This is a genomic window from Streptomyces sp. NPDC087845 (genome assembly GCF_044742755.1).
GTDB lineage: Bacteria > Actinomycetota > Actinomycetes > Streptomycetales > Streptomycetaceae > Streptomyces.
The window spans coordinates 38,727-52,862 of sequence record NZ_JBIUVC010000004.1 but is presented as its reverse complement, the minus strand read 5'-3'; the positions used below and the strand labels follow the sequence as shown (position 1 = coordinate 52,862).

Here is a 14,136-nt window from a genome sequence, read left to right as displayed (position 1 = left end):
AGTGCTGGTCAGGCTAGATGTCTAAGGGTTCTGTTCTCCTCGGCGAGCAGAACGCGTACGGACTTGGTCGGACGGTGATCCTGTGGCATCTCGTTCACCGGCCCAGCGTAGGGCTCGGGGCGGTTCCGGCGGCCGTGTCCCCGTCCGTCCCGTCCGCCCGGTCCGTCCCGTCCACCGGGAGCTCCGCGGTGAGCACGAAGCCGCGCTCCGGTCCGGGGGCCGCCCGCAGCGAGCCGCCCGCCGCGGCGAGGCGCTCGGTCAGACCGGTCAGTCCGGTGCCGCCGATGCCGGGCGTGGCCGGTGCGTCCGGGTCGGGTCCGCCGCCGTCGTCCGTGACCGTCAGCCGGACCCGTTCGGAGGTGCCGTCGACCACGAACGAGCAGGTGGTGGCGCGGGAGTGGCGTACGACATTGGTGACGGCCTCCCGTACCACCCAGCCCAGCAGCGCCTCCGTCTGCGGGGCGAGCGGCGGCCCGGAGCGGCGGACCACCGGTGCGATCCCGGCGGCGGCCAGCGCGGACCGGGCCCGGTCCAGTTCGGTGGCGAGGCTTCCCTCGCGGTAGCCGGTGACGGCCTCCCGGATCTCAGTGAGGGCCTGGCGGCCGACGGACTCGATGTCCGCGACCTGGAGGAGCGCCGCGTCCATGTCGCGCGGCGCGAGCCGGCGCGCGGCCTCCGACTTGACCACGATCACGGAGAGCGTGTGGCCCAGCAGATCGTGCAGATCGCGGGAGAACCGCAGCCGCTCCTTCTCGACGGCGGTACGGGCCAGTTCCTGCCGGGTGTCCCGCAGTTCCATCACGGTCTCCGCGAGGGTGAGGATCGCCGAGGTCACCGCGCCCGAGATGAAGGTGCCGTAGCCGATGGTCCACGGATCCGTCCCGCTGTTGCCGCGCCACACGGCGATGAGGGTGGCGACCGCGGCGAGGGAGAGCAGCCCGGCGGCCAGCTGCCGGTGGCGCAGTACGGTGCCGCAGGCCAGCGAGAGCAGCGGGAAGAACAGCAGCCAGCTCCCGCCGTAGCCGATCGCGAGCCCGAACGTGACGGCGGCCATCGCGGCGAGCAGCCAGTACGACACCGGGCTCTCGCGCTTCTTCTTGTCGAAGCCGCGGAACACCACGGAGATGTAGAGGGAGTTGAAGGTGAGCAGCCCGAGGCCGCCGAGCCAGGGGTTGGCCGCCTCGCCCTGGAAGAGATTGGAGAAGGCGCCCATGCCCATCAGCAGCCAGGGCAGCAGGGCGTACGGTCCGGGCGGGCCGGGCCGCCGGCTGCCACGCCGCCGGCGTCGGCGCCGGTCCCGCCACGTACCCGTACAGGGATCCGCGCCGGTGCCGGTGCTGCCGTCCGTACCCGTACAGGGATCCGCGCCGGTGGCGGTGCTGCCGTCCGTACCCGTACAGGGATCCGCGCCGGTGGCGGTGCTGCCGTCCGTACCCGTACAGGGATCCGCGCCGGTGCCGGTGCTGCCGTCCGTACCCGCGTCCGCGGCCATACCCGTACCCGTCCCCGCGCCTGTTCGCTTCCCGGACATGTCCACTCCCGTCACACGGTTCTCGCGGACCGACGGTACGAGATCACGGCGTACGTGCCGAACAGCAGGAGCCACCCGCAGAGCACGGCGATCGTGCCGGCGCCGGGCGCGTGCCCGTCGGTGGTCGCCCAGCCCAGGTCGGCGAACCGGTTGGCCGGGGTGAACCTGCCGACGGAACGCAGCCACCCGGGAAGCAGTTCCAGCGGGAACCACAGTCCGCCGACGATCGCGAAGCCCATCAGACAGGCCACATTGACGACCCCGGTGCCCTGCGGGGTGAGCCGGTAGCCGTTGCCGAGGCCGAGCAGGGTGAACGGCAGTGCGCCGATCCACAGCAGCAGCGCCAGGACGATCCACTGCCAGGCGTCCAGCCGCACCCCGTTGACCAGCCCGCCGGCCAGCAGCACCGTCAGGATCGTCGGCAGGACGGTCACCGAACCGCTGATCGCCCGGCCCACGACCGCGCGCGACGGGGCGAGCGGGGTGACCCGCAGCTGCTGCAGCCAGCCGAGGGTCTTGTCGGACGCGACCCCCGTACCGATCGACATGGCGGAGCCCAGCGCCCCGTACGCGGCCATCCCGACCATCGAGGCCGTCTTCCAGCCGTCGACGCCCCCGCCCCCGCCGATGTTGGTGAAGAGCAGATACATCATCACCGGCATTCCGGTCCCGAAGATCAGGAAGAAGCCGTCCCGCAGGGTCCGTCGGACCTCCAGCACGATGTAGCGGAACATCACACGGACTCCTTGCCGGAATCGGTTGCGGGTGGCACGGCGGCCGGTGCGGTGAGGGCGAGGAAGGCGTCCTCCAACGTGGCCCGGGAGACCTGGAGACCACGGATCGCGCCGAGGCGGGCCAGTTCCACGACGGTGGCGTCCGAGTCGTCCGTGCGCAGCAGCGCCCGGTCCCCGGTCACCTCGACGGTGACGACCCCGGGCAGCAGCTCCAGGCCCTCGGTCGGCCGGCCCGCCAGGTCGAAGGAGACGAGACCGGCGCCCGCCGAGCCCCGGATCGCGTTGCCGCTGCCGTCCGCGACGACCCGGCCCCGGTCGACGACGACGATCCGGTCGGCGTTCTCGTCGGCCTCCTCCAGATAGTGGGTGGAGAAGAGGACGGTGTTGCCGCGCCGGGCGTAGGCGCGCATCGACTCCCAGAACGTCCGGCGCGCCTCCACGTCCAGGGCGGCGGTCGGCTCGTCCAGGACGATCAGCTCCGGATTGCCGGCCAGCGCGACGGCGAAGCGGACGCGCTGGGTCTGGCCGCCGGAGAGCTTGTCGATGCGCCGGTCCGCGTACGCGGAGACGCCCGCCAGGGAGAGCGCCTCGGCCACCGGCATCGGCCGCGGGTAGGTCGAGGCGACGAAGGCGATCAGTTCGCGGACGGTGACCCGCTGGATGGGCCGCCCGTCCTGGAGCATGGCGCCGACCAGACCGGCCCGTACCGCCTGCCCGGCGGTCCGGCCCAGCACCCGCACACTGCCGGAGTCCGGCTCGTTCAGCCCCAGCAGGAGGCTGATGGCGGTGGACTTGCCCGCGCCGTTGCGGCCGAGCAGGGCGACGGTCTCACCGCGGCCGATGGACAGGTCGATCCCGTCCACGGCCCGTACGGTCCGCCCCGCCCGGCCGAAGGTCTTGACCACCCCGGTGAGGACCACCGCGGCCGTACTCCCCGTTGTCTGCTTCATGGACATGACGCTACGGAAGGCGCCCGGCGGCCCGGCAGAGGTGTGTGTACGGACTTCGCCATGACATATGTCATGGCCGGGCGTTGCCCCGATCCCCGATCTGACGCTACGTCAGCAACGGTCTTCACAACGGCTGGGCGCTGCGTTATACATGAGGTCATCGGCTAGAACGCGTTCTAGAACGGGCGTGGCGGCCGGTCCCGCACGACCTCGGTGCGGCCGACGGTGCGGACGGCCGCACCGAGGTCTTCCCACCATCAAGGAGCAGCTTTCCCATGCCCATTGATGCCGAAAAGGCTGTCGCCGCCGAACCCCGGTCCACCCGGATCAGCTGGGGCCACAAGGACGTCCAGCTCTACCACCTCGGGGTCGGCGCGGGCGCCGACCCCGACCGGGCCGACCCCGCCACCGACCCCGGTGAGCTGCGCTACACGCTGGAGTCCCGGCTCCAGGTGCTGCCCTCCTTCGCCACGGTCGCGGGTGCGGGGGTCGTCGGAGGACTCTCCTCGCCCGGCATCGACATCGACCTCGCCGCCGTCCTGCACGGCGGGCAGAGCGTACGGGTGCACCGGCCGATCCCCGTGACGGGCAGCGCCGTACAGACCTCGAAGGTCGCCGCGGTGTACGACAAGGGCAAGGCGGCCGTGCTGGTGCTGCGCACCGAGGCCGCCGACGACGAGGGCCCGCTGTGGACCAACGACGCCCAGATCTTCGTCCGGGGCGAGGGCGGCTTCGGCGGTGAGCGCGGCCCGTCCGAACGGGTCGCCAACCCCGAGGTCGCGCCCGACCGTGTGGTGGAACGGCCGATCCGGCCCGACCAGGCGCTGCTGTACCGCCTCTCCGGGGACTGGAACCCGCTCCACGCCGATCCGGAGTTCGCCCGGCTCGCCGGCTTCGACCGGCCGATCCTGCACGGGCTGTGCACCTACGGCATGACGCTCAAGGCCGTCACCGACACGGTGCTCGGCGGCGACGTGACCCGGATCCGCTCCTACCGCACCCGGTTCGCCGGGGTCGTCTTCCCCGGCGAGACCCTCCGTATCCAGATGTGGACCGGCGAGAACCAGGTCCGGGTCGAGGTCGGAGCCGTCGAGCGGGACGGCGCCCCGGTCCTCGGCGACACCTTCGTCGAACACTCCTGAACCAACTCCAAGAGGTCACAGGCCCATGAGGGGAGCCGCACCGTGCGCGCAGCCGTACTGCACGAGATAGGTCAGGGAAAACTGGAGGTCCTCGACGACGTCGAGACGGTGGGCTTCGGCCCCGGCAAGGTCAAGCTCCGCATCCGGGCCACCGGACTGTGCCACTCCGACGTCTCCGCGATGAACGGCGTGCTGCCGCAGCCCGCCCCCTTCATCCCGGGCCACGAGGGCGCGGGCGAGGTCGTCGACGTCGGCGACGGCGTCACCGGACTCGGCGCGGGGGACCGGGTGCTGGTCTGCTGGCTGCCCGCGTGCGGAGCGTGTCCGTCCTGCAAGCGCGGCCAGACCCAGCTCTGCCTGGCCGGTTTCATGAACGCGGGCACCCCCAACTTCAGGCGCCCCGGCGGAGAGGTCTTCGGCTTCGCGGGCACCGGCACCTTCACCGAGGAGGTCGTCGTCGGCGCGGGCTGCGCGGTGCCGATCCCCGACGACGTGCCGTTCGAGATCGCCGCGCTGATCGGCTGCGGGGTGACCACGGGGCTGGGCGCGGCCATCAACACCGCACAGGTGGAGGCCGGTTCGTCGGTCGCCGTGATCGGCTGCGGCGGGGTCGGCATCTCCACCATCCAGGGCGCCAGGGTGCGGGGCGCCGCCCAGATCGTGGCCGTGGACCCGGTCGCGTCCCGGCGCGAGGCGGCCCTGCGCTTCGGCGCGACCGAGGCCGTGTCGCCCGGTGAACTCGCCGACGCCAAGCAGCGGGTCACCGCGGGCGAGGGATTCGACTACGTCTTCGAGGTCGTCGGCAAGTCGGCCACCGCCCGCACGGCGTACGAGAACACCCGGCGCGGCGGCACCCTCTGCATCGTCGGCGCGGGTGCCATGGACGACAACTTCCAGGTCAACATGTTCGAGCTCTTCTTCGACGAGAAGCGGATCCTGCCCTCCATGTACGGGGGAGGGGACGTGCTCCGCTCGTACGAACGGGCCATCGCGCTCTGGCGGGCCGGCCGCATCGACCTCGAATCGATGATCACCCACCGGGTGCGGCTCGACGGCATCAACGACGCCCTCGACCAGATGAGGACCGGCGAGTCGCTGCGCACCTGCATCGAACTCTGACGCCGCCACCTGTGCCCCTGTTCCCTTCCGAGAGGCTCCGGGATTCCGATGTCACTTCCCCTGTCCCTTCCCCTGGACGGCATGTCCGCGATCGTCACGGGCGCGGGCCGCGGCCTGGGACGCGCCGAAGCGCTGGAACTGGCCCGGCTCGGCGCGTCCGTCGTCGTCAACGACTACGGGCAGCCCGGCCGCGACGGCTCCGGCGAGGCGTCCGCCACCCCCGCCGAGGAGGTCGCCGCGGAGATCCGGGCGGCGGGCGGCCGGGCGGTCGCGCACCTCGGCGACGTCGCCGACCACGCGCAGGCCCGCGCCCTGGTGGAGCTGGCCGTCGACACATACGGAAAGCTCGACATCCTGGTCAACAACGCGGGCATCCTGCGCGACCGGATGGTGTTCTCGATGACCGAGGACGAATGGGACTCCGTCATCAGAGTCCACCTCAAGGGCCACTTCAACACCACGCACTTCGCCGCGTCCCACTGGCGCGCCCGCTCCAAGGAGTCCGGCGGCCCCGTCTACGGCCGGATCGTCAACACCTCCTCGGAGGCATTCCTGGCCGGCTCGGCGGGCCAGCCGAACTACGCGGCGGCCAAGGGCGGCATCGTCGGACTCACCACCTCCACGGCCCTGGCCCTGGCCAAGTACGGCGTCACCGCCAACGCCATCTGCCCGCGGGCCCGCACCCGGATGACGGAGGACGTCTTCGCGGGCTTCCAGGAACCGGCGGACGGCCGGCTCGACGCGCTCGCCCCCGAACACGTCTCGCCCCTGGTCGGCTATCTGGCCTCCCCGGCGGCCGCCAAGGTCAACGGGCAGCTGCTCGTCGTGCACGGCGGGATGGTCGCGATCGTCGAACGCCCCAGGGTGGCGGCGAAGTTCGACTCGTCGAAGGAGACGTTCTCCTTCGACGAGCTGGACGAACTGATCTCCCCGTACTACGAGGACCGCCCGCCGAACGAGACGTTCGCCGCGGCGGAGGTGCTCGGCCTGAAGCGCGGCTGACCGCAGACGGAAACGGGTGGGCCCCGGACGCCGACCGCGTCCGGGGCCCACCCGTCCCTCGTTGATGTTCCGCGTGGTCAGGCCGCCCGGCTGTCCCCTTCGGAGGGGCGGCGGTGACGGCCGTGCGGCTGTGCTGCCGTGTCGTCCGTCGCGACACCCCCTCGGTGCTTTCCGGAGCCGCCGGCTTCGGCCCGTTCCGCGTCCGCCCCCGGCGGGCGCGTCTGGGTCGTGTCGGTTCGGGCTTCAGACATGTGGGAAGTCACCCCGTTGTGATCGCTTGCGTGTGTGTCACCAGGGCCGATCACGCCACCGCAACACGGCACGGTCGCCCATGGCGACCGTGACACACGGCTGCGTGGCCCAGGCCCAGGATTTTAGCCAGGCATCACGCGCCCCGTGAGAGGCGCCTGCCCCAGTGGAACCGGCTTGCACACCGGAAGAGGCGCAGCGGCGGCGGACGGTTGCATACCGCTTTCCCCGTCCGCTCCCGTGCGTGCTCCCGTGCCCGCTTCCGCCGCCGGTTCCGTGCCGTGCTCCCCGTCCGCCGGCGCCTCCAGCCGTGCCACTCCGCACGCCACGCTCTCGTTGGCGTACGGAAGTCTGAGTACGCCGTCCCGGGTCCACACCCCGCGACCGGCCTGCCACCCCTCGGGGGCGGCGAGTCGGTGCAGCCGGCGCCCCGCCGGGCGCCACACCCCGAGCCGGCTGCCGGCCGCCCCGTCGATCCGCAGGGCCACCGCACAGCTCTCCGGCATCAGCATCTGCCCCGGCTGTACGGCGAACGGTGTCACCGCCACGCCCGCCGGGCTCAGGCACTCCGGGAAACGCACCGGCAGGCAGCTGCCCAGCACCCCCCATCCGATGCGGTCGCGCCCCGGCGCGTCCGAGCGGATCAGCAGCAGTCCGCTGTCCGCGTCGGCGAGCAGCAGCCGGTCGTCGCTCCCCGGCGCGATCTGCAGCAGCGGTGTCACCTCGCCGCGCCGCTCCAGGTCCACGGCGACCGCCTTGACCGGGCCGCCGCCCGGCATCTCCCGGTCCAGGGCCAGCATCCGCCCCGCCCGGTCCAGCCAGACCCCGCCGGAACAGTGCCCCGGCACCTCGGCGACCAGCTCGGGTCCGAAGGCGCCGCCCGCCACCAGCCAGACGGCCGTGGAGTGTGCCCCGACCGACAGGGCGTACGCGCTCGCGCCGTCCGGTGACGGCGGCAGCAGGGTCAGGTCCTCGCACCCGACGGCGCCGAGCGGCAGTTCACCGGTACCCGGGCCGGTCGGGTAGAGCAGCGAGAACGCGTGCCGGTCCGCGATCCGGCGCCGGATCAGTACCCGTCCGTCGGTCAGCGGCAGCACGTCCGAGTCCGGCTCCTCCGGCTGGTCGAGGGGGAGCGGCACCGCGTACGGCTCGTGCCCGTCGAGCGTCCAGCGCTCCACGAACCATGCCTGTCCGGCCCCGTCCGAGGGCTCCGCGGCGACGCCGCGGAGGGCGAGCCGGGCCGCGTACGAACCATCCGCCGCGATCGTGAGGGCAGGCGGGGCGAGGGCCGCCCGGTCCGGCGCGTCGTCCCCCAGGACGGTGACTCCGGCGGTCCCGGCGGCCGCATCCCCGGCATCCCCGGCGGTCCTGGTGTCCCCGGCGGCCCCGGTCGCTCCCACGGTCCCGTTCTCGATGGCACAGGCAGTCATGGGCTGATCACCTCCGGCAACCGAAGCTAGTTTTCGCACTTCCTGCCGAACAACACGAGACCGGCCGCTTCACACATAAGGGTGGTGATGCCTGGATTCGCCTGAGAGTGAGGGGGTACCTGTGCTCGGCGAAAAAGAGGGTGAGTAAGGTTAGGCAGCCCTAAGCAATGTTCGTGTGACCTTACAACTGGAGCAAGTGATGTCCCTTCGTCGCCGCGGTACCGCCGCAGTCGGCCTGGCGGTGGCCGCCGCCCTTTCCCTCTCCGCCTGCGGGAGCGACGACGGAGGGTCGGGCGGCTCGGCCAAGTCCGAGGGCGGCGGTGACAAGAAGGCGGCCGTCGCGACGGGCGGCAAGGACTTCGCCGACGCCGCGAAGAAGACGGCGGCGTACGGGACGGACGCCAAGCCCGGCCAGTTCCCCCGTACCCTCACCCACGCCATGGGCAAGACGGAGATCAAGTCCGCGCCCAAGCGCGTCGTCGTGCTGGACGTCGGCGAGTTCGACAACGTCGTCTCGCTGGGTGTGAAGCCGGTCGGCTACGCCCCCTCCGAGGGCGACGCGGCCATCCCCTCGTACCTGAAGAAGAACGCGGGCAACCCGAAGAACGTCGGCACGATCAACAACCTCAACCTCGAAGCCATCGCCGGCCTGAAGCCCGACCTGATCCTCGGCAGCCAGCTGCGCGCCGCCGACAAGTACGACGCCCTCTCCAAGATCGCGCCGACCGTGTTCTCCATCCGGCCGGGCTTCACCTGGAAGGAGAACTACCTCCTCAACGCGGCGGCGCTGGACAAGACCGCCAAGGCGAAGAGCGAGCTCGACGCCTACGGGGCGAAGGCGAAGAAGCTCGGCGAGGACATCGGCCCGGACAAGCCGACCGTCTCCATGGTCCGCTACCTGCCGGACCGGATCCGCCTCTACGCCAAGGCGTCCTTCATCGGCACCATCCTGGAGGACGTCGGTCTGCCGCGGCCCGAGAACCAGCAGATCGACGACCTCGCCGCGGAGATCAGCCCGGAGAAGATCGACGAGGCCGACGCCGACTGGATCTTCACCGGCGTCTACGGCGACGTGAAGGCCACCAAGCGCGACACCGCCCAGTCCAACCCGCTGTGGAAGAACCTCAAGGCGGTCAAGGAGGGCCGGGCCAAGGACGTCTCCGACGAGACCTGGTACCTCGGCCTCGGTGTCACGGCCGCGGACCTGGTCCTCGACGACCTCCGTGCCGACCTCGTGAAGTAACGATTCATCGGCGCGCTGCGGCCGGTCCGCACGGGTCGTGGAAGCCATGGGCGACGGGGCACGGAGGGCAGGTAGCCTTTTCCTTGTGCCCCGTCTGTCTGAAGTCCTCGCCGAGCTCGACGCTCTCTGGCCGCCCGAGCGGGCCGAAGGCTGGGACGCGGTCGGTACCGTCTGCGGAGACCCCGCCTCGCACGTCGACCGGGTCCTCTTCGCCGTCGACCCCGTCCAGGAGATCGTCGACGAGGCGCTCAGGCTCGGCGTCCAGCTGATCGTCACCCACCACCCGCTCTATCTGCGGGGTACGACGACGGTCGCGGCCGACACCTTCAAGGGCCGGGTCGTGCACACCCTCATCAAGCACGATGTCGCGCTGCATGTCGCCCACACCAACGCCGACACCGCCGACCCGGGCGTCTCCGACGCCCTCGCCGGCGCGCTCGACCTGCGCGTCGAGGCCCCTCTCGTACCGGATCCCACCGACCCCAAGGGCCGTCGCGGCCTCGGCCGGATCTGTGTGCTCGACCACCCCGAGAGCCTGGCCGACTTCGCCGCCCGCGCCGCCGCCCGGCTGCCCGCCACCGCGCAGGGCATCCGGCTCGCGGGCGACCCGGCGGCGACGGTGCACACCGTCGCGGTCAGCGGCGGCTCCGGCGACAGCCTCTTCGACGCGGTGCGCGCCGCGGGCGTCGACGCCTTCCTCACCGCCGACCTGCGCCACCACCCGGCCTCCGAAGCCATCCAGCACTCCCCGCTCGGCCTGATCGACGCCGCGCACTGGGCCACCGAATGGCCCTGGTGCGAACAGGCCGCAGCGCAGCTCGACGCGATTTCCGACCGCCACGGATGGGGCCTGCGGGTCCATGTCTCGAAGCAGGTCACCGACCCCTGGACCACCACCACCCACCACTCTTCTGGAGCCCCCAACTGAACGCCGCGCCCGCCGACCAGATCCGACTCCTCGACGTCCAGGCCCTCGACGTACGTCTGTCGCAGCTCGCGCACCGGCGCAAGTCGCTGCCGGAGCACGCCGAGATCGAGTCGCTCACCAGCGACCTCGCGCAACTGCGCGACCTGCTGATCGCCTCGCAGACCGAGGAGAGCGACACCGCCCGCGAGCAGACCAAGGCGGAGCAGGACGTCGACCAGGTGCGCCAGCGCGCCTCCCGCGACCAGCAGCGCCTCGACTCGGGTGCGGTCACCTCGCCCAAGGACCTGGAGAGCCTCCAGCGCGAGATCACCTCGCTGGCCAAGCGCCAGGGCGACCTGGAGGACATCGTCCTCGAAGTGATGGAGCGCCGCGAGTCCGCCCAGGAGCGCGTCACCGAGCTGTCCGACCGGGTCTCCGCCGTCCAGGCCAAGGCCGACGACGCGACCGCCCGCCGGGACGCCGCGACCAAGGAGCTCGACGAGGAGGCCGCGACCGTCACCAGGGAGCGCGAGCTCGTCGCCGGTTCCGTCCCCGCGGACCTGCTGAAGCTGTACGACAAGCTCCGCGAGCAGCAGGGCGGGGTCGGCGCCGCCCGCCTCTACCAGCGCCGCTGCGAGGGCTGCCGCCTCGAACTGAACATCACCGAGGTCAACGATGTGAAGGCGGCCTCCCCGGACACCGTGCTGCGCTGCGAGAACTGCCGCCGCATCCTCGTCCGTACGGCGGAGTCGGGCCTGTAATGACCCAGCCGCGCCAGCTCGTCGTCGAGGCCGACGGCGGTTCCCGGGGCAACCCCGGGCCCGCCGGTTACGGTGCGGTCGTCATCGACCCGGTGACGGGGGAGACCCTTGCCGAAGCCGCCGAGTACATCGGTGTCGCGACCAACAACGTCGCCGAGTACAAGGGCCTCATCGCCGGCCTGAAGGCGGCGAAGGCGCTGCTGCCGGACGCCACGGCGGACGGCGCGCTCCAGGTGCGGGTCCGGATGGACTCCAAGCTGGTCGTGGAACAGATGTCGGGCCGCTGGAAGATCAAGCACCCCGACATGAAGCCGCTCGCGGCGGAGGCCGCCAGGATCCTGCCGGCCTCCGTCGTCACGTACGAGTGGATCCCGCGCGAGAGGAACAAGCACGCGGACCGGCTCGCCAACGAGGCGATGGACGCGGGCAGGCGCGGCGAGCAGTGGAAGCCGTCGGCGTCGAGGGCCGCCCTCGACACCCCGCGCCCCTCGACGACCGCCGTCCTGCCGCCGGTCTCCGGCCCGCCCGGTGACGCGGCGGCGGGCGCGGCCAGGGCACGAGCCGCCCTGTCCGCCCGTCCGGGAGCCGGTACGGGCGCGGCGACCGGTACGGGCGCGGCCGCGGCATCCCCGGCCGCCCCCCAGGTGGGCTGGGCAGCGGCGCCCGATCTCGGGGCGCCCGCCACCTTCGTGCTGCTCCGGCACGGCGAGACGGCCCTCACCCCCGAGAAGCGTTTCTCGGGCAGCGGCGGAAGCGATCCCGAACTCTCGGCGACCGGCCGCGACCAGGCCGAACGCATCGCCCGGTCGCTGGCCGACCGCGGCACGATCGAGGAGATCGTCAGCTCCCCGCTGCGCCGCTGCCGCGAAACGGCGGCCGCGGTGGCGGCCCGGCTCGGTCTGGAGGTCCGGATCGAGGACGGCCTGCGCGAGACGGACTTCGGAGCCTGGGAGGGGCTGACGTTCGCCGAGGTGCGCGAGCGCTACGGCCCCGACCTGGACGCCTGGCTCGCCTCCGCGAAGGCGGCCCCCACCGGCGGCGGCGAGAGCTTCGCCGAGGTCGCCCGCCGCGTCGCGGCCACCCGCGACCGCCTCACCGCCCGCTACGCGGGCCGTACGGTTCTCCTGGTCACCCATGTGACGCCGATCAAGACCCTGGTCCGGCTGGCGCTCGGGGCCCCGCCGGAAGCCATGTTCCGGATGGAACTCTCGGCGGCGTCGGTGTCCGCGGTCGCGTACTACTCGGACGGGAACGTGTCACTCAGGCTGCTGAATGACACGTCGCATCTGAGGTAGAGGACGGAAGCCCCTGCGGGACGGAAGCCCTCGCGGGACGGAAGCCCTCGCGGGACAGAGACCTCCGCGGGAGGGAACCCCCTGCGGGACAGAGACCTCCGCGGGACGGAACCCCCCGCGGGACAGAAACCTCCGCGGGACAGAAGCCCCCGCGCGGAGGCGAGGCTCTCCGGGGCGGAGCCCCGGTTCCGGGAAGCGCCGAGTGGGGAAGAGTCAGCCGCGCAGCGCCGCCGCCTCGCTCGCCAGCCGCTCCACCCGCGCCCAGTCCTTCGCCGCCACCGCGTCCGCCGGGACCATCCAGCTTCCGCCCACGCAACCGACGTTGGGCAGAGCCAGATAGGACGGCGCGGAGGCGAGGGAGATGCCGCCCGTCGGGCAGAACCGGGCCTGCGGCAGCGGCGAGGAGAGCGCCTTCAGATACGCGGTGCCGCCCGCGGCCTCGGCCGGGAAGAACTTCATCTCGGTGACCCCGCGCTCCAGCAGCGCCACCACCTCGGACGTCGTCGAGACGCCGGGCAGGAACGGCACCTTCGACGCCTTCATCGCGTCCAGCAGCGTCTCCGTCCAGCCGGGGCTGACCAGGAACCGGGCACCCGCGGCGACGGTGTCGGCGACGTTCCGTACGGAGATCACCGTGCCCGCGCCGACCACCGCGTCCGGCACCTCGGCCACGATCGCCCCGATCGCGTCCAGTGCCGCGGCGGTGCGCAGCGTCACCTCGATGGCCGGGAGCCCGCCCGCCACCAGGGCCCGGGCGAGCGGCACCGCGTCGGCGGCGTCCTCCAGGACGACAACGGGCACGACGGGGGCGAGGTCCAGCACAGAGGAGGTCATCCGCACATCTTGCCGCGCGCTCAACACACCACGCAACGACCGTTGCGCATGCTGCAACGCGCGGGCGATGTGTCGTGACGCGCCGGGTCCCCCGGCTCAGTGGACCTCGGTCACCACGACATCGAGCGACCATGCCCGCCCGGCCCGCGCGGGGGCCTCGGCCTCCACCACGTACCCGAGCTCCCGCAACGTCCCCACGAGCTCCGCGGGCCCCTTCGGCCGTGCGCCCGCCAGCAGCAGATCGCGAACCATCCGCCCCTTCGTCGCCTTGTTGAAGTGGCTGACCACGGACCGCTTCTCGACCCCGTCCACCAGCTGGGAGTGCAGCACCCGCACGCTCGCTGTGCGCTCCGCCACCTCACCCTTCGGCTTCCAGGCCGCGGTGTACGCGGACGACCGCAGGTCCAGGACCAGTCCGTCCCCGGCGGCCTCCGGCATGACCTCCGTCATCGGGTCGCGCCAGTACGCCCCGAGCGGGCCCAGCCCCGGCAGCTTCACCCCCATCGAGCAGCGGTACGAAGGAATCCGGTCGCCCACCCGCACGGCGCCCCACAGCCCGGAGAAGACCAGCAACGACTTCCCGGCCCGCCGCCTGGCCGCCGCGTCCAGCGAAGCCAGGTCCAGGGCGTCGTACAGCACCCCCGTGTAGATCTCCCCGGCCGGACGCGTCCCCGCCGTCCGCAGCTCGACGTTCTTCGCGATCTCGCCGCGCAGCCCCTCGCTCAGCCCGAGCACCTCACGGGCCTTCTCCGCGTCCGCCGTGCACAGCTCCACCAGTTCGTCGAGGACCGCGGCCCGCGCCGAGGCCAGTCCCGGCAGCGCCAGCGACTCCGGCTTCAGGGGCGCTCCGCGCCCCGACGCGGCCTTTCCTTCGGAGGGCGGCAACAGCACGAGCACGGCGGTTCTCCTTCGTACGTACGCACAGGTAAACGGGCCGAG

13 protein-coding genes are annotated in these 14,136 nt (G+C 72.2%); 7 read left to right on the top strand and 6 right to left on the bottom strand.

Going from position 1 to position 14,136, the window contains the following annotated elements; genetic code table 11:
• Positions 1-94: 94 nt before the first annotated feature.
• Genes ACIOMQ_RS12205 through ACIOMQ_RS12195 form a run of 3 tightly spaced genes read right to left on the bottom strand, consistent with a single transcriptional unit; the run spans position 95 to position 3,215 of the window.
• A complete protein-coding gene (locus ACIOMQ_RS12205) occupies positions 95-1,531 on the bottom strand; it encodes a sensor histidine kinase (protein WP_402188889.1) in 1,437 nt (478 codons plus the stop codon).
• Positions 1,532-1,542: 11 nt separating this feature from the next.
• Entirely contained in the window at positions 1,543-2,265 is a 723-nt protein-coding gene (locus ACIOMQ_RS12200) for an ABC transporter permease (protein ID WP_401263818.1), read from the bottom strand.
• A complete protein-coding gene (locus tag ACIOMQ_RS12195) occupies positions 2,265-3,215 on the bottom strand; it encodes an ABC transporter ATP-binding protein (protein WP_362194806.1) in 951 nt (316 codons plus the stop codon). The genes ACIOMQ_RS12200 and ACIOMQ_RS12195 overlap by 1 nt, the downstream gene beginning before the upstream one ends.
• Positions 3,216-3,490: 275 nt before the next feature.
• Between ACIOMQ_RS12195 and ACIOMQ_RS12190 the strand changes: the two genes are divergently transcribed.
• From ACIOMQ_RS12190 to ACIOMQ_RS12180, 3 genes are read left to right on the top strand one after another with little or no spacing between them, the layout of a single operon-like run.
• Complete coding sequence (locus ACIOMQ_RS12190; protein WP_402188886.1) at positions 3,491-4,357, top strand: MaoC/PaaZ C-terminal domain-containing protein; 867 nt, start codon at positions 3,491-3,493, stop codon at positions 4,355-4,357.
• 42 nt (positions 4,358-4,399) lie between these two features.
• On the top strand, positions 4,400-5,476 hold the full coding sequence (locus tag ACIOMQ_RS12185) for a Zn-dependent alcohol dehydrogenase (RefSeq protein WP_401263815.1): 1,077 nt from the start codon (positions 4,400-4,402) through the stop codon (positions 5,474-5,476).
• Between the two features lie 48 nt (positions 5,477-5,524).
• Positions 5,525-6,478, top strand: a complete 954-nt coding sequence (locus ACIOMQ_RS12180) for a 3-oxoacyl-ACP reductase (RefSeq protein ID WP_362194815.1) — start codon at positions 5,525-5,527, stop codon at positions 6,476-6,478.
• 374 nt (positions 6,479-6,852) lie between these two features.
• Here the strand turns inward: ACIOMQ_RS12180 and ACIOMQ_RS12175 are convergent, their stop codons facing one another.
• Positions 6,853-8,157: a hypothetical protein gene (locus tag ACIOMQ_RS12175; protein WP_402188884.1), complete on the bottom strand. Its 1,305-nt coding sequence runs from the start codon at positions 8,155-8,157 to the stop codon at positions 6,853-6,855.
• A gap of 199 nt (positions 8,158-8,356) precedes the next feature.
• On the opposite strand from ACIOMQ_RS12175, the gene ACIOMQ_RS12170 reads away from it, so the two are divergent.
• The 4 genes from ACIOMQ_RS12170 (at position 8,357) to ACIOMQ_RS12155 (ending at position 12,363) form a co-directional block, all read left to right on the top strand.
• Positions 8,357-9,400 (top strand): iron-siderophore ABC transporter substrate-binding protein, encoded by a 1,044-nt coding sequence (locus tag ACIOMQ_RS12170; RefSeq protein WP_362194821.1) that lies wholly within the window; start codon positions 8,357-8,359, stop codon positions 9,398-9,400.
• Positions 9,401-9,485: 85 nt separating this feature from the next.
• Complete coding sequence (locus ACIOMQ_RS12165) at positions 9,486-10,328, top strand: Nif3-like dinuclear metal center hexameric protein (protein WP_362194824.1); 843 nt, start codon at positions 9,486-9,488, stop codon at positions 10,326-10,328.
• Positions 10,325-11,068, top strand: coding sequence for a C4-type zinc ribbon domain-containing protein (locus tag ACIOMQ_RS12160; RefSeq protein ID WP_362194963.1), 744 nt, complete (start codon positions 10,325-10,327; stop codon positions 11,066-11,068). Before ACIOMQ_RS12165 ends, ACIOMQ_RS12160 begins: the two co-directional genes overlap by 4 nt.
• On the top strand, positions 11,068-12,363 hold the full coding sequence (locus ACIOMQ_RS12155; RefSeq protein WP_402188882.1) for a bifunctional RNase H/acid phosphatase: 1,296 nt from the start codon (positions 11,068-11,070) through the stop codon (positions 12,361-12,363). The genes ACIOMQ_RS12160 and ACIOMQ_RS12155 overlap by 1 nt, the downstream gene beginning before the upstream one ends.
• A gap of 213 nt (positions 12,364-12,576) precedes the next feature.
• Here the strand turns inward: ACIOMQ_RS12155 and eda are convergent, their stop codons facing one another.
• On the bottom strand, positions 12,577-13,197 hold the full coding sequence (gene eda, locus ACIOMQ_RS12150; RefSeq protein ID WP_362194830.1) for a bifunctional 4-hydroxy-2-oxoglutarate aldolase/2-dehydro-3-deoxy-phosphogluconate aldolase: 621 nt from the start codon (positions 13,195-13,197) through the stop codon (positions 12,577-12,579).
• 96 nt (positions 13,198-13,293) lie between these two features.
• On the bottom strand, positions 13,294-14,094 hold the full coding sequence (gene yaaA, locus ACIOMQ_RS12145) for a peroxide stress protein YaaA (RefSeq protein WP_402188880.1): 801 nt from the start codon (positions 14,092-14,094) through the stop codon (positions 13,294-13,296).
• Positions 14,095-14,136 lie beyond the last annotated feature (42 nt).